At 70.1% G+C, this 19,218-nt stretch carries 17 protein-coding genes; 12 read left to right on the top strand and 5 right to left on the bottom strand.

The annotated features are described in order from the left end of the window. Positions 1-65 precede the first annotated feature (65 nt). Together arcC and ACH4U8_RS01780 are read left to right on the top strand one after the other, a co-directional pair. Entirely contained in the window at positions 66-1,001 is a 936-nt protein-coding gene (arcC, locus tag ACH4U8_RS01785; protein WP_360317400.1) for a carbamate kinase, read from the top strand. Between the two features lie 217 nt (positions 1,002-1,218). After that, on the top strand, positions 1,219-2,262 hold the full coding sequence (locus ACH4U8_RS01780) for a hypothetical protein (RefSeq protein ID WP_395775543.1): 1,044 nt from the start codon (positions 1,219-1,221) through the stop codon (positions 2,260-2,262). A gap of 184 nt (positions 2,263-2,446) precedes the next feature. Here ACH4U8_RS01780 and ACH4U8_RS01775 read toward each other — a convergent pair whose 3' ends face one another. Continuing rightward, positions 2,447-3,745: a TerD family protein gene (locus ACH4U8_RS01775; RefSeq protein WP_360317404.1), complete on the bottom strand. Its 1,299-nt coding sequence runs from the start codon at positions 3,743-3,745 to the stop codon at positions 2,447-2,449. A gap of 300 nt (positions 3,746-4,045) precedes the next feature. Here ACH4U8_RS01775 and ACH4U8_RS01770 point away from each other — a divergent pair, with 300 nt between their 5' ends. The 7 genes from ACH4U8_RS01770 (at position 4,046) to ACH4U8_RS01740 (ending at position 12,234) form a co-directional block, all read left to right on the top strand. Further along, positions 4,046-4,900 (top strand): ABC transporter permease, encoded by an 855-nt coding sequence (locus ACH4U8_RS01770; protein WP_379987861.1) that lies wholly within the window; start codon positions 4,046-4,048, stop codon positions 4,898-4,900. Beyond that, a complete protein-coding gene (locus ACH4U8_RS01765) occupies positions 4,893-5,702 on the top strand; it encodes an ABC-2 family transporter protein (protein ID WP_360317408.1) in 810 nt (269 codons plus the stop codon). Before ACH4U8_RS01770 ends, ACH4U8_RS01765 begins: the two co-directional genes overlap by 8 nt. Further along, positions 5,699-6,694, top strand: a complete 996-nt coding sequence (locus tag ACH4U8_RS01760; RefSeq protein WP_360317410.1) for an ATP-binding cassette domain-containing protein — start codon at positions 5,699-5,701, stop codon at positions 6,692-6,694. Before ACH4U8_RS01765 ends, ACH4U8_RS01760 begins: the two co-directional genes overlap by 4 nt. Positions 6,695-6,887: 193 nt before the next feature. Continuing rightward, positions 6,888-8,576 carry a hypothetical protein gene (locus ACH4U8_RS01755; protein ID WP_395775542.1) on the top strand — a complete coding sequence of 563 codons (1,689 nt, stop codon included), beginning with the start codon at positions 6,888-6,890 and terminating at the stop codon, positions 8,574-8,576. Further along, entirely contained in the window at positions 8,569-9,777 is a 1,209-nt protein-coding gene (locus tag ACH4U8_RS01750) for a hypothetical protein (protein WP_395775541.1), read from the top strand. The genes ACH4U8_RS01755 and ACH4U8_RS01750 overlap by 8 nt, the downstream gene beginning before the upstream one ends. A 93-nt stretch (positions 9,778-9,870) precedes the next feature. Next, positions 9,871-11,508 carry a BCCT family transporter gene (locus ACH4U8_RS01745; protein ID WP_395775540.1) on the top strand — a complete coding sequence of 546 codons (1,638 nt, stop codon included), beginning with the start codon at positions 9,871-9,873 and terminating at the stop codon, positions 11,506-11,508. A 99-nt stretch (positions 11,509-11,607) separates the two neighbouring features. After that, positions 11,608-12,234 carry a class II aldolase/adducin family protein gene (locus ACH4U8_RS01740; protein WP_395775539.1) on the top strand — a complete coding sequence of 209 codons (627 nt, stop codon included), beginning with the start codon at positions 11,608-11,610 and terminating at the stop codon, positions 12,232-12,234. Between the two features lie 52 nt (positions 12,235-12,286). Here ACH4U8_RS01740 and ACH4U8_RS01735 read toward each other — a convergent pair whose 3' ends face one another. Next, the gene (locus ACH4U8_RS01735; RefSeq protein WP_360317416.1) at positions 12,287-12,787 is read right to left on the bottom strand and encodes a hypothetical protein; all 501 of its coding nucleotides are present in this window, start codon (positions 12,785-12,787) and stop codon (positions 12,287-12,289) included. Between the two features lie 194 nt (positions 12,788-12,981). On the opposite strand from ACH4U8_RS01735, the gene ACH4U8_RS01730 reads away from it, so the two are divergent. After that, complete coding sequence (locus tag ACH4U8_RS01730) at positions 12,982-13,368, top strand: peptidase inhibitor family I36 protein (protein WP_360317418.1); 387 nt, start codon at positions 12,982-12,984, stop codon at positions 13,366-13,368. 22 nt (positions 13,369-13,390) lie between these two features. Here the strand turns inward: ACH4U8_RS01730 and ACH4U8_RS01725 are convergent, their stop codons facing one another. Next, positions 13,391-15,256, bottom strand: a complete 1,866-nt coding sequence (locus tag ACH4U8_RS01725; protein WP_395775538.1) for a serine/threonine protein kinase — start codon at positions 15,254-15,256, stop codon at positions 13,391-13,393. A 650-nt stretch (positions 15,257-15,906) separates the two neighbouring features. On the opposite strand from ACH4U8_RS01725, the gene ACH4U8_RS01720 reads away from it, so the two are divergent. Beyond that, positions 15,907-16,443 (top strand): hypothetical protein, encoded by a 537-nt coding sequence (locus ACH4U8_RS01720; protein ID WP_395775537.1) that lies wholly within the window; start codon positions 15,907-15,909, stop codon positions 16,441-16,443. Here ACH4U8_RS01720 and ACH4U8_RS01715 read toward each other — a convergent pair. Beyond that, positions 16,405-17,967: an MDR family MFS transporter gene (locus tag ACH4U8_RS01715; RefSeq protein ID WP_395775536.1), complete on the bottom strand. Its 1,563-nt coding sequence runs from the start codon at positions 17,965-17,967 to the stop codon at positions 16,405-16,407. The two genes, ACH4U8_RS01720 and ACH4U8_RS01715, sit on opposite strands and share 39 nt — an antisense overlap. Positions 17,968-18,049: 82 nt before the next feature. After that, positions 18,050-18,322 carry a hypothetical protein gene (locus ACH4U8_RS01710; RefSeq protein ID WP_355529510.1) on the bottom strand — a complete coding sequence of 91 codons (273 nt, stop codon included), beginning with the start codon at positions 18,320-18,322 and terminating at the stop codon, positions 18,050-18,052. 467 nt (positions 18,323-18,789) lie between these two features. On the opposite strand from ACH4U8_RS01710, the gene ACH4U8_RS01705 reads away from it, so the two are divergent. Beyond that, entirely contained in the window at positions 18,790-19,212 is a 423-nt protein-coding gene (locus tag ACH4U8_RS01705) for an ATP-binding protein (RefSeq protein ID WP_020554102.1), read from the top strand. Positions 19,213-19,218 lie beyond the last annotated feature (6 nt).

Genomic DNA, 19,218 nt, shown 5'->3' with positions numbered 1-19,218 from the left:
TGCCGCGACGTTGCGATCGGCGGACGGCCGTTCGTGAGCGTCGCTTGGGACCGAAGGGATCCACCATGCGCGTCGTCGTCGCCCTCGGCGGAAACGCGATGCTTCAGCGCGGGGACAAGCCCGACGCCGACATCCAACTGCACAACATCCAAAAAGCGGTCAAGTCGCTGGCCCCACTGGCCCGTGACCACGAACTCGTGGTCACCCACGGCAACGGCCCCCAGGTGGGCGTACTCGCTCTCCAATCCGCCGCCGACGCCTCGCTCAGCCAGCCCTATCCGTTCGACGTGCTGGGCGCGATGACGCAGGGCATGATCGGCTACTGGCTGCTCCAGTCGTTGCAGAACGCGCTACCCGGCAGGCAGGTGTGCTCGCTGATCAACCAGACCCTCGTCTCCACCGCCGACCCCGCGTTCCGGGACCCGACCAAGTTCGTCGGCCCGGTCTACGAGGAGGACGAGGCCAAGCGGCTGGCCGCGGAACGCGGTTGGATCGTCAAGCCGGACGGCAAGTGGTGGCGCCGGGTCGTGCCGTCCCCCAAGCCCGCCCGTGTGGTGGAGACCCGACTCATTCGCCAACTGCTCGCCTCCGGGGCCGTCGCGGTATGCGCGGGCGGCGGCGGCGTACCGGTGGTCCGCAACGAACTCGGCCAACTCACCGGCGTCGAGGCGGTGGTGGACAAGGACCTGACCGCGGCCCTGCTCGCCGAGGCCCTGGACGCGGACGTGTTGATGCTGCTCACCGACGTCCCCCGGGTGGTACGCGGATTCGGGCAGCCCGACGCGCAGGAGATCACCAACGCCACCCCCATGCAACTGCGCGCCGGTGACTTCCCGGCCGGTTCGATGGGTCCCAAGGTCGACGCGATCTGCCGCTTCGTCGAGATGACCGGCGACATGGCCGCGATCGGTGCGCTCGACCAAGCCGCCGAGATCCTCCGTGGCAACGCCGGGACGATCGTCACGCCCAGCGGCAAGTATCCGGAGACCAGCCTGCTGTAAGGCGATGGGGAGATGGGCGGGGCCGGCGGGTGCGGCAGGCGTCTGGGGGGCGTCGACCGCGGGCGCCGGTCGGCCCGGGGGCGGGCGGCATGACCCGCGCGGGCAGCGCGAATCGCGGCAAAAGCGCGTGCGGGCGCCGATTCGGCGACGATCTTTTCGAGCGCGGATCGGCAAAGGGTCTGGTCCGATCGACCCGTGTCCTGTGACCATGTCGAGCATGGCTGTCTCCGTGATGCCTGCCGCCGACACACTCGCTCGAACGCTGCTCGCCGCCCGAGGCGCCGAGTGGGGGGACTGGTCCGCCGAAGCCCTGCTGGAGACCGCCGGGCGGCTCGGCTGGGAGACTCGCCCGGGCGAGGACGGGTACATGGCCATCGAAACCGGCATACCCGGACTGCTGTGCCGCGGGGATCCCGGCGAGCGCGCCGAGGGCGCGCCGTGCGTACGCTTCACCGCCCCGCTGCCGATTCGGGCGGATCCGCCGCCACCGATGCCCGGGTTCCAGGGCCCGTCCGTGCCCGGCCAGTACGCCTACGGCCCCGGCGCCTGGGGCGCCGTGCCCTATGTCCGCGACCGCGGGCGCGAGTTGGACGCCGCACACACCAGGCTCGGCGCCGCGCTGACCGCGACCCTGGGGCCGGCGCCTTGGCGGGGCGGGCCCGCCGCGTGGCTGCGCTGGCGATCGCGACGGATCACCCTGCGGCTGTCCCGGGACGACGCGAACGAGGCGCTCGTCATGGAGTTGTTTCCCACGCGCGCCGGCGAGGCCTTCGAGCGACGTGGATTCGAACGGGCCGGCTCGCTGGCCGAATTGCCCTACATCTGGTGTGTCAGCCGACCCGACATGAGCCTGGCCGAACTGTTCCTGCCCTTCGGGCCGGACCCGCGCGACTGGGCGGACTTCCGCGACGCGCTGCCGCGTGTGCTGTCCTCGCTGGTGGTGGACATGCCGCTGGTCGGCTGGGTGGAACCGGTTCTGCTGGTGCTGGGCGACGTCGCCGAACCCGCGCACACGGCCGAGATCCGCGTCGGACAGGACCGCCTCGAACTGGGCAACGTACCCGGCAACGGCCGCCAGGTGTGGCTGCGCCCCGGCGCCGAACACGCCGTCGCGGCGGCCGAGTCGATCCTGGAGGCGTTCGCCTTCTGGGGCATCGACGGCGTACGTCGGCTGCGCACCCGAGCGTGGACGTCGGGAGGCTACGTCGACCTGCCCGGCATCGGAGTACGCCCCGAGGGCACCCACCCGGACGACGCCTGACCACAAGGGTGCGATGCGCGACGCCCGGCCGGTGAGCGGGATGCGCTCGCACCGGCACCTGCGACCGCGGGCGCCTGCACCTGCGCGGGCACGGTTGCCGGCACCTGCGCCCGCACCCGAGCCCGGGTGCGACCGCCGGCGCCCGCACCCGCATCCGTTTCGTCGCCCCGTACGGGGGCCCGCGTCAGTCCTTGGTGCCCGCTCGCCACTGCAGGCCCCACCCGTACGCCTGGTCGACCTTCTGCTGATTGCCCTTGATGTAGCGCACCTCGCGCTGGATGGTCAGATCGCCGCCCTGGTTCTGAACGAGCGCGATCGCGCACGAGCGGGCCGCGCCGCCGGTCTCGTCGAGCCGGATCTCCAACTCGGGACCGGTCGCCGGCGTCAACGTCACCACCGCCTGCGCGTCGTCGAACGTCACACCCTTGTAGATGAACGCGAAGATCAGCAGTCGCTTGAAGCTGCTCTTGTGGTCGAGGTTGATGAACAGGTTCTCGCCGGCGGTGTTCGCGCCGGTGCGGTCGTCGCCGTCCAGGAACACATACGGCGGCTTGTCCGGCGAACCGAACATGTTGCCCAGCGCCTGCACGATGCCCTTGGAGCCGTCGTTCAGCTCCCACAGACAGCACAGGTCGAGGTCGGTCGGCCCCATCAACCGCTTGAGCATGCCGCGCCCGGGAGCGGCCTGCACCCAGTTGAGGTTCACCCGCATCCGACTGCCGGTGATGCCCTCCTTGCTCAGCGAGACCATCGGCGAGGCCTTGGTCAGCGTCACCTTGCTCAACCGCACGGGCGGCCGGCTCGGCGTACTCGCCGGCGGCGGGCCGGCCGGCGGCCGCGCCGGCTCGGGCTTGCGGACGTTCAACCGAGGCGCCGGCGGCGGCGTCGACGACACCGGCGGCGGCGCGGGCGCCTGCACCCGAGGAGGCGCGGGTGCCGGCGGGGGCGGGGGCGGGGCCGTCACCGTGATGCCGAAGTCGGTGGCCAGCCCCTCCAGCCCGGTCGAGTAGCCCTGCCCGATCGCCCGGAACTTCCAGGCCCCGCCGCGGCGGTACAACTCGCCCGCGAGCATCGCCGTCTCCACGGTCGCGTCCGCGATGTCGAACCGAACCAGGTCCACCTCGGCCCCGGGATCGCTCACCAACAGGTGCAGGTCACGGATGCCCGCGAACGTGCCACTGTGCGCCGAAGCCGCGAGCACCACCCGATCCACACTCGCCGGCATCGACCCCAGGTCGATCTCCAGTGCGTCCCGCGACCACGTCCCCTCGTCCTTGCCGACGTGGCGAACCGCGCCGGAGGGATGGGTCGGCTGGTTGTAGAACACGAAGTCGGCGTCGCCCGAGACTCGACCCGACGCACCCAACAACAGCGCCGACGCGTCCAGGCCGGGGGTACTCGGCCCCGGCCGCCAGACGAAGACCGCGCGCACCTTCGCGGCGGACACCGGCGTGTTCTGTCCCTTGCCCAACTGCTGCACCATGCGCACGATCGTCACACGAGTGGGCTGATCGGTTCATCCTTTGCGGCGAAAAAAAGGGGTGCCCACCCGTACGGGTCAGTAAAACCGGGGTGAAACGTCCTCGCTCGTCCACTACTCTTACTCGCCTTGCCCGGGGTGTTGCGGGCCGGGGCCGGCGTTCGACACGCATCAGGCGCGGCGCAACGAAGCCAAGAGTGAGCATCCCCACGCCTCCGCCCGAGGTCACTTCGGTATGCCCAAGGTCGCGTGTCCTGTCGGCCCCGCCGACGCCACACGCCGCCCGGGGAAAGGGATTTCACCATGACGTTCGCTTTCGCGCGCCCACCGCGGGTCGACCCCCCGCCGGACCGGCGGGCCCGGCTGTACCGCTTCGGCGCGCTCTTCGGCGCGGGCTTTCGCCGCTGGTCCACCTACCGCCAAGCCGCCCTCGCCGGCCTGTTCACCAACATCGTCTTCGGTGTGATGATCTACTCGCTGATGCGCGCCCTCACCGAGGACGGACGCCGGCCCGGCGGCTACGACGCCGCCCAACTCGCCACCTATGTCTGGGTCGGCCAGGGCATCCTCAGCGTCGTGCACGTCTGGTCCTGGAACGAACTCGCCGACCGTGTCCGCAGCGGCGACGTGACCGCCGACCTGCTGCGCCCGATCGACCCGTTCGAGGCGTTCCTGGCCGCCGACCTCGGCCGGGCCGCCTACGCGGTGCTCGCCCGCATGCTGGTACCCGTCCTCGCCGGCGCGCTCATGTTCACCCTGTACATCCCACAACGCCCTTACACGATCCCGCTGTTCGTGATCTCGCTGACCCTGGGCACGACAATCAGCTTCGCGCTGCGCTACCTCGTGAACCTCGGCGCGTTCTGGCTCCTGGACGCGCGCGGTCTCGGCGCGGTGTGGTTGCTCGCCTCCGGCGTGTTCGCCGGCACCTTCTTTCCGCTGCGCTTCCTGCCCGGCTGGGCCCAGGCGGTGCTGTGGTTCGCCACCCCGTTCCCCGGCCTGTTCCAGATCCCACTCGACGTCGTGGTCGAACGCCCCGGACCCGTACAGCAGATCGGCAGCGTCGTCCTGCAACTGGTCTGGGTGGCGATCCTGGTGCCCCTTGTCCTGCGCGTGCAGCGGGCCGCGACCGACAAGCTGGTGATCCAGGGTGGCTGAGCCCACGGCGGTCCGGGCGTACGTCCGCCTGGTGCAGGCCCAGATCCGCAGCCAGACCCAATACCGCACCTCGTTCTGCATCGACGTCGCATCCTGCGCGCTGAGCACACTCGTCGAGGCCGCCGTCATCCTGGTCGTCTTCCGGGTCTCGCCGACGGTGGGCGGGTTCGGGCTGCGCGAGGTGCTCGTGATGTCCGCGCTCGCGGTGTTCGCCTTCGATCTCGCCGACCTGACCGTCGGCAACATCGAACGGCTGTCGTTGTACGTGCGCAAGGGCATGCTCGACGCCATCCTGGTCCGGCCCCTGCGCGTACTGCCGCAACTGCTCGCCACCGACTTCGCGCTGCGCCGGATCGGTCGGGCCGCCCAGTCGTTCGTGCTGCTCGCCGTCGTTCTCGTCTACGCGGCTCCGCACTGGACGCCGGCGCGCGTACTGATGCTCGTACTGACCCCGATCGCGGGCTGCGCGTTGTTCGCCGCGGTGTTCGTGGCCGGCGCCTGCGTCGCGTTCTGGTTCGTCGAATCCGGCGAGATCGCCAACGCGTTCACCTACGGCGGCAAGGAGTTCGCACGCTACCCGGCGACGATCTACCCGGGACTGCTGCGCCGCGTGTTCGGCTACGGGGTCGGCCTCGCGCTGGTCGGGTATCACCCCGCGCTGTTCCTGACGGGGCACGCGGATCCACTCGGCGGGCCTGCCTGGCTCGCCTGGCTTTCCCCGGTTGTCGCGGCCTTCGCGTGGTTGATCGCGCTGCTGATGTGGCGGACGGGGATCCGGCATTACAGGAGTACGGGATCGTGACCGCGACCGGGACCATGACTGCGATCAAGACCGAGACCGAGACGATGATCGAGGTTCGGGATCTGCGCAAGGAGTTCACCGTCCGACGCAAGGTCGGCCGAATCCGCCGGGAATCCCGAACGGTGGCCGCCGTGGACGGCGTCGCGTTGAGCGTCGTGCGGGGTGAGACGGTCGGCTACATCGGGCCCAACGGGGCAGGCAAATCGACCACGCTCAAGATGATGACCGGCATCCTGACGCCGACCTCGGGACACGTGCGAGTCTGCGGCCTGGAACCGGTGCCCCGTCGACGCCGGCTCGCCCGCCGGATCGGGGTGGTCTTCGGCCAGCGTTCGCAACTGTGGTGGGACCTGCCGCTGCGTGAATCGTTTCGATTGCTGGGATTCGTCTACGCGGTGCCGCGCGCCGAACACCAGGCCCGGCTTCGCCGGTGTCGGGCGATGCTCGAACTGGACGAGTTCATGGACACGCCGGTGCGCCAACTCTCGCTCGGGCAGCGCATGCGTGGTGAGATCACCGCCGCACTCCTGCACGGTCCGGACGTGTTGTTCCTGGACGAGCCGACGATCGGGCTCGACGTGGTCAGCAAGCAGTCGCTGCGCGCCTTCCTGGCCGAGATCGGCACGCGAGGGGACGTCACGACCGTGCTCACGACACACGACCTCGCCGACATCGAGCACCTGTGCCGGCGGCTGATCGTGATCGACCGCGGGCAGGTCGTGCACGACGGGACGCTGGAGGCATTGCACGCGCGCTACGGCTCGCGCCGACGTGTGGTCGTCGACCTGGACGAGGCCCGTGTGCTGGACGTGCGCACGCCCGGGGTCACGATCGAGGCGGTCGAGGCGGAGGGCAGACGGGTCACCTTCGCACTGGACGGCGTGCCCGCGGGGGAGTTGATCGCCACCATCGCGCGCGACGGAGGCCTGCGGGACGTCTCCGTGCGAGAGCCCACGATCGAGGAGGTGGTCGCGCGGCTGTATCGAGGGTGACGGGGCGACCGCGTCGAGGCTCTCGTGCTCCGGATCGGCAAAGGGCCTTTGGAACGGGTCTTGGACCGGGCCGTCGACGACGGTCGGGCCGTTTGTCCGGTGTGGGTTGTGGCGGGTGGTCCTCGGTATTGAGGGATTGCCCCCTGCGCTCGCGGGGCTCCTCGGGAGAGAGTCTTCCCGAGGAGGACGGGACATGACGCACAGTCGGGACGAGGTCGTCGGTGCCGCGTTGTCGCGATGGGCGGCCGGGCGCTTTCCGTTGCCGGGCGACCCGGGACACCGCTGGTACCTCGCTCGCGAAGACGTCGTCGCGGCCTTGGCCGGGGCCGCGACGACGTTGCGAGCGGCGGAACCCGATGTGACGGCGGCCGGGTGGGTGGGCGACGCCGACCCGGACCAGATACGGGTACTCGCCGCCGCGTCGGCCCGTCCTCCCGCCCTGGTTGTGATCGGGGCGGCCGGCACCGGCAAGACCAGGACCGCCGCGATGGTGGTTCGGCGCGAGCGCGACGCCGGCGGGCGCGTGTTGGTCGTGACCAGGCAGCGGTACGGGGCGCGGCGGTTGTGGGAGGAGCTGGCGAGGGCCGGGGCGACCGGTGGGCGCGCCGGTGCGGGGGTGGCCTGCGGGGGCCGGGCAAGTGGCGGGGTCCCGGCGGGCAACGCAGTCGCAGCCGTGGCGGACCACGACGCGGACGGACGGCTGCTGGATCGGCATCGGCGTTCGATGGTCGAGCCGTACGGGGCCTGGGGATTGACCCTGGGCGGGATCCAGGATCACCTCATCGGGCTGCCGCCCTGGACCGGTCCGGTACTCGATCACGACGTGGCGTCCACCCTCGACCCTGGCGAGGCCCGTCGGCTCGGTCGCGAGCTCGAACGATTCGCCCACGCGGGGGGGTTGCGCGACGCGGCCTGGCACGGCGTACGCATCGACACACCCGAGCAGGCCCGCACCACCGTCGGCGAGATCGCCGAACTGCGCTCACGTTTCCGGGAGATCAGAGCAGGCGCGGCCAGGGCACGACTGCACGCGGATCGGCCCGAACCACGCGATCTCGCCGAATGGACCGCGCGCCTCGTGGTGGTCGAGCGGCTGCGCCGGCTCTCGATCGCCGTCGACCCGGAGATCCTCGCGGGGCCGTACTCCATGCGACAACTGCTCGCGACCACGCACTGGTACGGCCGACCCGCGGCGCGTCGATACCTGCGTGACCACACCCGCCTCCCGGCCGACCGGGCGGCCATGCGGCTCACCCTGTCCGAGGCGCGGGCCCTGCACGGGCTCTTCCGGGAAGGGGCGAGCGGGGTGCCCGAGGCGGCCTTCCTGCGGGAAATGGCCCTGGCGTGGGCCGGTTCGGAGCGGGAACGGCAGGCGCTGGAGGGCTACACGCAATCGTTGTTCCCGGTCCTGGACCTGCCGGCGGACACCTCGCTGCCCGAGATCGGCGCACGGCTGGATCGGCTCGCGGAATCGATCTCGGCGGACGGCGCGTCGTGGGAGCGACTCGCGGTCCGCTGCCGTTCGTACCGCGCCCTCGCGACCGCCGGCCTCGGACCGTTGTTGGCGGACCTGACGGCGCGGGGAGTGTCGCCGGAGCGGGTCGCGCAGGCGTACGGGCGATTCCTGTATACGTCGCTCTCCCACGCCTGTACCCGCCGTCGCGCCCGGCGGGGTGGTGGGCCTGCAGGCGCACGCGCATCGGTATCGCACGGGGGCGGCCGCGGCCGCTGTCGCCGGACCGGTGCCGGGGATGCCCAGGAGTCTGTCGAATGCGCCGGCGGACGAGTACCTGAAGGTGATGTCGCCACGCGATGTTCGGCGATTGCCGGACACGGCGCACTTCGACCTGGTGGTGGTGGACGACGCCGGGACCGTGAGTGAACGTGACGTGATCCCGGCCCTGTTACGGGCCGGTCGAGTCGTGTTGTTCGGGGACCCGGCGGGGCCCGGACTCGGTGACCCCGACGGGCCGGTCGAGCCCGGCGATCCCGGCTCCGAAGGCGACCTACGCTCCGCCCTCGCCTCGGTGAGCCGGTTCGTCGAGCCGGTTCGGATCGCCTACACGCACCGCGTTCTCGACGAACGCCTTGCGGTGCCGGGTGTGCTGCCGGCTGCTCGGCTTCCGGGCGTGCGGGGCGAGGAAGCGGCGGTACGGCACGTCGTGACCGGCGCGTACGACATCGCGGAGGTGGTCGCGACCGCCCGGTCGTATCGGGCGCGGTATCCCGAGGAAACCCTCGCCATTGTCACCCTGGGTGGGTCGCAGGCGCAGCGCCTTCGGTCCGCACTGTCGACGGGCCGCGGCGGTGGGGAGTTCGCGGTGGACCTGGCGGCGGTCCTGCACGGGGGCGAATGGGACACGGTGCTCTTCAGCATCGGGGCGAAGCGGGACGCCGAAGGACGGCTGATCCATCGATTCGGCGCGGCCACCATGCCCGGTGGGGACGCACTCGTGGCTTCGGCGGTCTCCCGGGCGCGCCGGCGACTGGTCGTGATGACCACCTTCGAGGAAACCGAACTCGATCCGGCACGGCTGCGGGCCCCAGGGGCTCGGTTGTTGCGAACGGTCCTGCGGTACGCGGCCGCCGGCGAGCGCGAGGCGAACGTGGGTGAGACCGCAGGTGCGGGTGCGCGCGGCGGGAGGGGTGTGGGCGCAGGGACGGCCGGAGCCCCGGACCCGTTCCACGCCGATGTGCTCGATCGATTGCGGGCGGCCGGTCTCGACCCGATCCACGGGTTCGGTGGGCGCGCGGGCGTCGTGATCGCGTTGCCGGGACCGCGGGTGGATCCGGATACCGCTGCGGGTGCGGGCGACGCCGCGGTTGCAGGCACGCTCGCGGGCGCCGTGTCGCCGAGGCGGATGCTGGTCGCGATCGAGACCGACCGCAGTGCGGCCTATCGTGCGGAGTCGTCCGTACGCGAGCGCGAGTGGTTGCGGCCGGCTCGTCTGGTGGAGCGGGGGTGGGTCGTGTACCGCCTGTGGAGCGGGGACTGGATCCGTGACCCCGACAAGCAGATTCGGCAGATCGTGGCGCTGTACCAGTCTGCGGCAAAGGCCACCGGGGCTGCGACAAAGGAGTGACGCGGGAGTTCGGGCCCGGCGCGCCCCGCCCTTCCCGGTCCGCGAGGCCGCACCATATCGTGTGGCATATAAGCGGACGAAAAGGACGGCCCAGTGAGCGGATCGAGCCGGGACGCCGCTGCCGCGCCTCGCGTGGACCCGGTCGTCGCCGGCGTCGGCTTCGCGGTCGTATTCGCCGTCGTCCTCTGGGGCGTCCTTGCCAAGGGGTCGCTCGAGACCGCGGCGTCGACGGGACTCGATTGGACGATCCGCAACTTCGGCTGGCTGTTCGTCGTCGCCGCCGACGCCTTCCTCGTGCTCGCGGTGTTCATCGCCGTGTCGAAATACGGCCGGATCCGCTTGGGCAAGGACGACGAAGAACCGGAGTTCAACACCGGGGCCTGGGTCGCGATGATGTTCAGCGCCGGCATGGGCATCGGGTTGATGTTCTACGCGGTCGCCGAACCCATCCAGCACTTCGCCACTCCGCCGCCGGCCTCCGGCGCGGTTCCGCAAACCCCGGGTGCGGCCGGCGCCGCACTCGAATGGACACTGTTCCACTGGACGTTGCACCCGTGGGCGATCTACGCGATCGCGGGTCTCGCCCTCGCGTACGCGACGTTTCGGCGCGGTCGTGGAAATCGGGTCAGTGCCGCGTTCGTACCGCTCCTGGGCCGGCGCGCGGACGGCGCGGCCGGACAGGCGATCGACCTGCTCGCCATCTTCGCGACCGTGTTCGGCTCGGCCACGAGCCTGGGGCTCGGTGCTCTCCAGGTCGGCAAGGGCCTGGACCTGACCACCGACATCAAGGACACCGCGACGTTGCACGTGGTGATCATCATCGCCCTCACGGCCGCCTTCGTGGTGTCCGCGTTCAGCGGGATCCACCGCGGCGTCAAATGGCTGAGCACCGCGAACGTACTGCTCGCACTGGTGCTCATGCTGTTCGTGTTCGTGGTCGGGCCGACGGTGTACGTGCTCGGTGTGCTGCCCGCGTCCGTCGGCAGCTACCTCAACGACCTGCTGACCCTCGCGACCCGCACCGGTACTTTCGGCGGCGACGAGTGGATGGGCACGTGGACGATCTTCTATTGGGCGTGGTGGTTGTCCTGGGCTCCGTTCGTGGGCACGTTCATCGCGCGCATCTCGCGAGGGCGCACCGTACGTCAATTCGTGATCGGCGTGTTGCTGGTGCCCAGCGGGGCGAGCACGGTCTGGTTCGCGGTGATGGGCGGGACGGCGCTGCGCCTGCAACAGACCGGCGCCGCCGACCTGGTCGCCAAGGTCGCCGAAGGGCCGGAGTCCGGCCTGTTCGCGATGCTCGACGCACTGCCCCTGTACGCCGTCACCGCGACGGTGGCGATGGTCCTGGTCGCGCTGTACTTCGTCACCGGAGCCGACTCCGCCTCGCTCGTGCTCGGTTCGCTGACCAGTCGGGGATCACTCAAGCCGGCGCGCTGGTTGGTGGTCGGGTGGGGTGCGCTGATCGGTGCGGTCGCAGCCGTGCTCCTGGTCGCCGGCGGCCTCAAATCGCTGCAGCAGGCGACCATCCTGGTGGCGTTGCCGTTCGTGTTGGTGATGCTGGCACTGTGCGTGGCATTGCTGAAGGACCTCAACAGCGACCCGATGGTCGCGGCCGGACCCAGGCGCATGCGGGCACGCGGATTCTCGGAGGCGGTGCGCACGGCAGTGGGCGACGAGGACGAGGACGTGGAGGCGGAGACCTTCCACCGACACCACGGCGGGATCTGAGCGCGGCGATCTGATTGGATCCGTCCGGGGCGATCTCGGCCCCGATCGGTCGTGTTGGCGTCAGAGCGAATCCGGGCACATCCCGGTCGGGAGGTCTCGGTGCTGTTGGAGGACGAGCGTCGCGAACTGTGCGAGTTCGGACGCCGGATCGTCGAGTGCGGCCTGGTGGTCGGCGCCTCGGGCAATCTGAGCGTGCGCCGGGGTCCGATGGTCGCGATCACTCCCTCCGGCGCCCCGTTGGAACGCATCACGCCCGTGGAGTGCGCGGTTGTGGATCTGTCGGGCACGGTGCTGGAGGGGACGAGGGCGCCGTCCTCCGAGACGCCGATGCACCTCGCGCTGTACGAGAACGACCCGCGCGCCGGGGCCGTGGTGCACACGCACGCCGTGTTCGGCGCGGTGGTGGCGACGACCCTGCCGGTATTGCCGGCGATCCACTACAACGTGCTGCTGCTCGGCGGCCACGACGTGCGAGTCGCACCGTACGCGACCTACGGGACACCGGAATTGGCGGACTCGGTGCGCGCTGCGCTCGCGGGTGGTCGAAGCGGGGCGCTGCTGGCCAACCACGGGGGCGTGACCCTGGGGCGGGATCTGATCGAGGCCTACGACCGCACCAGGATCCTGGAGTGGTTGTGCGAGGTCTACGTGCGCTCGCTCGCGGTGGGCACACCGAACGTGCTGACCGCCGCCGAGTTGGCGGCGGTCGAACAACGAATGACCTAGACGAATGGCCGGGGCGAAGCCGAGCGCGGCGCGCCTCGACCCGGCCGTCGCCTCAGCGCTTGACGTCGATCACGATGCGGCTCGGGTTGGTCAGGACCGACGTGACCACCTGCTGCACATTGCTCTTGTAGCCGATGCCGACCTTGAGCTTGCCCTCGAAGTCGCAGGTGACCGAGTACCCGGTGAGCGAGGGCATGTTGGTCACCACGGTGCGCGGGCCGGTGTAGGTGGCGTTGCCGTTTTCGTCGTGAGCCGCGCTCGCGATGTCCAACTCGACGTACTCGGCGCTGTTCGGGAAGCTGACCGGCTTCCCGCTCGCGCACTGTTCCAGGCTGCTGGTGCCGGTGACGCCGTAGGCGGGCACGCCGGCGGAGAAGTCGAGGACCACGCGATCGTAGGTCGCGTGTTGCCCGGTGCGGATGTTGGTGAGGTAGGTGGTGCCGGCGGCCTGGGCGGTCCCGGACAACACGGTGGTGGCGGCGATGCCGACGACGGCGGCGACGCCGAGCGCGGAGCGGACGAGATGGCGACGGGGAACGGATACAACAGCCATGACAGCCTCCGAATGAGCCGATATCTACAGCGACGAAACGTTTCGCAGTCTGGTTCCGAGAATGCCGATGTCGATCTTCAATGCACTCTTTCGAGGTAAAACCGCGTCCGTTCGCCCTCGCTTCGCCCTTTCATGCGCAACCCTGGACACACGTCGGAACCGGGGCAACGGATTCGACGAACGGGGAAGTTCTCATGAATCGCATGCGACGTCGCCTTGTCTGCGCGCTGGCTCTGACCACGAGCCTGCTGACCACCGTTGGCGCACCGAGCGCCTCCGCCGAACCGGCTGCGGCAGCCTCGTGCGCACCCGGGCAGGTGTGCTTCTGGACCGAGCCGGGCTTTGCGGGCGCACCGGCGGCAACCTTCGAACTGGCCGGCGTCAACGTCGATCAGTGCGTGTCACTGCCTGATGGGGTCGATGCCTTGTCCTTCGCGAACCGCATGGATCGCTACGTGACGATGTATCAGAGCAGGGAGTGCGCCACGGAAGGAGACTTCAGCACATATCCCGGCGAGGGGGTTTTCGTGCCCGACGTGCCCTTCACGGTCCGGGCCTTCCAGATCTGGGAAAAGCCCTGACGGCGGGTATGACAGGGAGTCGTCATCCCTGGGCTCCGGAATAGTCCGAGAAATCGAAGGACGCGACGATGTGATCGACCGTCGCGTCCAGATTCGGCGGCATGGCGAAGGTCTCGACGGAGAGTTTGGTGACCGGCAGCCACCACACCCGAGGGTGATACGTCGAGCCGTTGTCGCAACCGGCCGACCAGCGCCGGTAATCGGCGGTCTTGGGTCCGACCGGCCGGAACCCGCGTTCGACGATCGTGGATGACGTGGTCATCGCGGTGCCGCGGGGTACTACCCCGCGGCACCAGGCGTCGCCCTGCCAGACCCAGCCGGATCCGGATTCGAGGTCCAGTGTTCGTCCCCACTCGTCACCGGGCGGATCGGGCAGGCGGATCTCCACGCCGTCCACCGCGCAGCCGTCGTTGGGGCGGCCGCCCAGCAGTGCGGCGGGCGGCAGCAGACACATCACGTGGGGACCATCAACGCCCTGCTCGACCGTCCAGCCCGCCGGCACGACGAAGGTGATGCCCTGAAGGCTGCGCCGCGTCTCACCGGCCGCACTCGGCGGTATCGCCGGAGGGCGTGGCCCAGGGGCCGTGGGCGAGGCTGAGGCGGGGGGTTGGGCGCTTGTGCCCGTAACGCCGTTCAGGGTGCTGGTGCCGCCCTGGGCGCCGTTGGAGGTCGGCGGATTCGTCCTGCCCGCAGCCGGTGTGTCGTCGTCGATCAGGTTCGGCACCGCCACCGCCGTACCGATGGCCAGCAGGCAGGCCACCACGGCTGCGGCGACCGGCCCGGCTCGGCCGCGGCCGCGTGGTTCGGACGGGGGCTGGGCGGCGGCAGGAGGAGGGATGTGGGCCGCCGGATGAGCCGAGAACTGCGACGGCGCGGGCGGCATCGCGTGGAACGTGTGCACGGGTTGCGGGTCGGTGGACGACAACGGTGCGGGGTCGGCGAGCGGCCTCGGCGACGGTGGGACGGCGGGCGGGTGCGTCGGCCCGGGAGTGGGCTCGGGCGGGTCGCCGATAGGGGCCCGATGCGCCGGGAGCATCGTGGTGACGGCGTCCGGGAGCCAGGTTTCGGGGGCGGCGTGCGCGTCGACGCCGAGCTCCTGCAGGTAGGTCAACACCTGCGTAGCGGGCGGGCGGTCCGCAGGGTCCTTGGCCAGACAGGACTGGATCAGACCGCGCAACTCGCGCGGGACGCCGTCCAGATCAGGCTCGCCGTGCACCACTCGATACACGACCGCCTCCACCCGGCCGCCGCCGAACGGTGGACGACCGGTCGAGGCGTAGGCCAGCACCCCACCGAGTGCGAACACATCGCCGGCCGGCCCCACTTCCGCGTCGAGGGCCTGCTCCGGGGCCAGGTAGCCGGGAGAGCCGACCGTGCTGCCGGTACGGGTCAGCGCGGTCTGCTCACCGATCCGCGAGATGCCGAAGTCGATCACCCGCGGACCGTCCTGGGCCAGCAACACGTTGGAGGGCTTCAGATCGCGGTGCACGACCCCGGCGGCATGGAGTGCGGCCAGAGCCTCGGCGAGGCCGCCGGCCAGCACGCGTACGGCCTCCACGGGCAGCGGACCCTGCTCGGCGACCGCGGCGTGCAGAGACGGCCCGGGGATGTAGGCGGTGGACAACCACGGCTCGTCCGCGTCCGCGTCGGCGTCCAGGACCGGCGCGGTGAAGAACCCCTGGACGCGCCGGGCGACATCGATCTCGCGTCGGAACCTGGCCCGGAAGTCGGGATCCTGGGCCAGCTCGACATGGATCACCTTGACCGCGACCGGTCGCCCGCCGGGCGAACGGCCGAGGTAGACACGCCCCATGCCGCCGGCGCCGAGCCGACCATGGATGGAGTAAGGCCCGATTCGAGTCGGGTCACCGCTCTGAAGCTCGCGCATCGATCCCCCCTGAGTCGATGAGTGCCACGCCCGCGCCGCGCCGAGCCGCCGTCAGTGCGGCACGCGCGTCACAAGGTCGAGCAGATCCTGCCGGCGCGGATCCGTGTGTGGGTCCCTGGCCCCCATATCGGTCGCGGCGCGGATCGGATGGTCCCGGGCACGGTCGAGCGCCGGTGCCTGCGCCGGCTCGCCTTCGCCCTCGGGCGCGTACTCGTGACCGGTTTCGCATCCGCGCGCCGGTCCGGGCTCGGCGTACTCCCGCCCGCCCCGGAACCCTGCCGCGGCGGTATCGGGTTCGAGGCGGCAGTCGTCCCGAAGGGATGGCCCGGGATGCCGGAAGGCCGCAAGGAACGCGGTGGCCGTCGGCTCGTCGTCCGCCGACAGCGTCCGGCACCGCTCCGCTGCGGCGTCCGCTGTCGGGCAGGTCGGGAAAGCGGCCCCACTACCCGGTAGAGCTGCATGTGCGAAAGCGCCGACTCGAACACCAAGCGGCCGGTGACCGCCCCCGGGCGATCGGCGCGGTCCCCGGATCGGAAACGCGCGCCATTGTCGTCCCGGCGCTGCGGTTCCCGCTCGTTCATACGACACAGTGTCCCTCGTTCGGGTGATCGCAGGGCGAGACAACGGGACACTCCGCTGCAATGCATTGCATGACGACGACGGCATCGACCGCTGCCGAACAGACCGGACCCCCCTCGCGATCGACGCCGTGCCCCGATTTGGAGGTCGCGGTGGACGCGGCCCTGGAGCGGCTGATGCTCGCCGGGCCCGCGCGATCGGCGTTCGCACCGCCGCACGGCGCGGCGATCGAGGCTCGCGCGACCACCGAGCCGCAGGCGTGGGTGCGTTGGTGGCGGCGGTTCGAATCGGCCAGGGAACGGCGCGATCTGTCCGCCATACGCGGCATGATCCTGGGCCTGATGGCCGGCTACGGCCTCTCCCGGTTGATCGAAGGCGTCCCCGAACGCAGCCTCACCCGGCGTGTTTGCGACGTCGTGATCGTCCTGAACCGATTGAACGGCCTGGGCGAGTACGACATGGTCCTCGACCTGGCGGGGCTCGCGTTGCGCCGGCTGGAGACCGACGAAGCGCTCGCCGGCAACCCCAACCACTGGGCCTGGGACGCGGCGGAAGACCTGCGCGACCTGTCAGCCGGCTTCGGACAGCTTGCGTTCGGTGCCCGTTGATCCGGCCGCGGTCTGCTTCGGCCCCCGACGCAACGGGATCTCCCGCAACATCAAGGCGAGCACGAAGCCGAGTACCGCGATCGGTACGCCCGCCAGGAACACCGCGTCGAGCGCGTCCGCGAACGTGGTCAACGTCGCTTCCCGTTGCCCCGCCGGCAATGCGTCGATCGCCTGCCGGGTGACTCCCATGCGGGTCTCGCCGGCCCCGCTGCTCGCGGTGTTGCCGGCCAGCCCGTGGGCGAACACCGCGCCGAGCACGGCCGCGCCCAGAGCCGAACCTATCGAGCGGGCGAACGAGTTCAGACCGGTGGCCACGCCGATGTCCGACTGCTCGACCGAATTCTGCACCGCGAGTGTGGTCACCGGCCCGATCGTGCCGAGCCCGAAGCCCAGCACCATCAGGCCGATCAGCAGATGCCAGTACGGGCTGTCCGTGCCCAACAGCGACAACACCACGAGCCCGGCAGCGGCGAGCACAGTGCCGATCAGGGGAAAGCGCTTGTACTTGCCGATCCGCGAGATCAACCGACCCGACAGCGTCGAGCACACCATCATCGAGAGCATCATCGGCGCAAGCAACAGCCCCGATTCGGTCGGCCCGTGACCGCGCACGATCTGTTGGTAGATCGGCAGGAACGTACTCATCCCCAGGGTCAGGCAGCCGGTGACCATCGTCAGCGGACACGCGACCCGCACGATCGTGTTGCGCGAGAGCAGCCGCAAGGGAATCAACGGATCGGCCGCACGCCGCTCGACCAATACGAAACCGGCGAGCATGCCGACCGCCGTCACCGCCAGTACCAGGCTCGGTGCGGAGATCCAGGCGAACTGTGTCCCGCCCCAACTCGTGAACAGGATCAAAGCACTGGTCCCGCAAGTGAGCAGGGCGAGACCGGAGCCGTCGAACGCACGCTTGACGTAGGGCTTGCGCGGCAGCCTGAGCACCGCGGAGGTGACCATCAGCGCCACCGCACCCAGCGGGATGTTCACGTAGAACACCCACCGCCACGACAGCGCCTCGGTGAAGAAGCCGCCGATCAGCGGCCCGCACACGGTCGAGAAGGCCACCGTCGACGCGATGAAGCCCTGATAGCGACCACGCTCGGCGGGTGGCACCAGGTCGCCGATGATGGCCTGAGCGTTGCTCATGAGCCCGCCGGCACCGAGCCCCTGGATCGCCCGGAAGGCGATCAACGCGCCCATCGACTGCGCGGTGCCGCACAACATCGAGCCTGCGAGGAACACCACGATGGCGAACTGAAACAGCCGTTTGCGGCCGTGGACGTCGCCGAGCTTTCCGTACAGCGGGATCGAGACGGCCGTGGCGAGGGTGTACGCGGTGGTCACCCACGCCAGGTGTTCGAGCCCGCCGAGGTCGGCAACGATCGTCGGCATCGCCGTCGAGACGATGGTCGCGTCGAGCGATGCCAGCATGACGCCGAGCATCAACCCGCAGAAGACCAACAAGATCTGGCGGTGCGTCAGAGTAGGTGGGGCGGCGGAACCCGCCCCCGAATCCTTCACATCGCTAAAAGCTAGGCTGGGTAATGAACCATGTCAATGATCATCCACCGGCCGGCCCTGCGACGTGCCTCGACGGGCCCGCCTACGCGGCGCCGCTGCGCAACTGCGCCACCACGCCGTCCACGCCCTCGCTGCGCAGCCGCTCGACCACGCGCACGCCGTCCAGGCGGGTCTTCATGTCCTGCGGGGTCAGCCCCCGCTCCAGGCACAGCGCCGCCAGCTTGTACTCGGTCGGCAGAATGCCGGCGGTCAGCCAGGCCAGCACCTGAGCCGCCGTCATGTCCAACTGGGTCCAGCTCGTCGCCATCGCGTGCCGCTGCTCGGGCGTGGTCCGGGGATCGATCTGCTTGATCACGCGACCGATGTCGAGAACGCGCGTAGCGTCTCGATTGGGCACGGCCGCTGGCGCAGGCGCCGGGATGACGGCACGCGGCGCCGACTGCGCCTGACGGCGCTGCTGCTGCGGGGGCTGGTGTTGTCGATTGGACCGGGTCGGCGTCTCCGAGCTGCGCCGACGAGGCCGCCGACCGTCGAGAAGGTTGGCCAACATGGCCTGTTCGACGGCATCGAGATCTTCCACCACAGGTAGTCACCCTTCTGGAATCCGCGCCGTGCACAATCCGGTCATTCGCAGAGGAATGCCGCTGTTCGGCGCTCAGAATCACACGCCGGGAGGGACGTGGACTGCGATGGTCTTGCCCATGTCGACCTTCACTCACACACGCGACCGATCATCGAATCGTAGCGATATGACGAATCGTCAACCGCGCGCCCGCAAGCGCGCCGGTCAGTACGCTGAGGCGCGGGGCCGAAGGGGGTGACATGGGAACGGGATACGAGCGATCCTGCTGGTTCACCCTGCCCGCCCAGCCGGCCTCGGTCGCCCAGGCCCGACGAGCTCTCGCGGACCATCTGACCTACTGGGGACTGCCCTACGGGCACGACCTGGGCTACGCCCTCAAGCTGGTCGCCTCCGAACTGATCACCAACTCCGTCGAACACGCGGCCGTACTGTCACCCGAGGTCTCGGTGACCTGCACGGTGCACGACGGTTGGCTGTGGTTGGGAGTGCGCGACCGCCACCCCTACCGTCCGGTCGCCCTGTTGGAAACGGTCGACGACACCTCCGGGCGAGGCCTGCTGATCGTGCGCAACATCGTCACCGAATTCGGCGGCCAGATCCACATCGAGGCACACCCCGACGGCAAGACCCTGTGGGTGATCCTGCCGTGGCCGGTCGCCTGAACCCCG

The organism is Embleya sp. NPDC020886 (genome assembly GCF_044333915.1).
Lineage (GTDB): Bacteria > Actinomycetota > Actinomycetes > Streptomycetales > Streptomycetaceae > Embleya.
The sequence above is the reverse complement of the archived record's forward strand: the minus strand, read 5'-3'. Positions and strand labels throughout refer to the sequence as shown.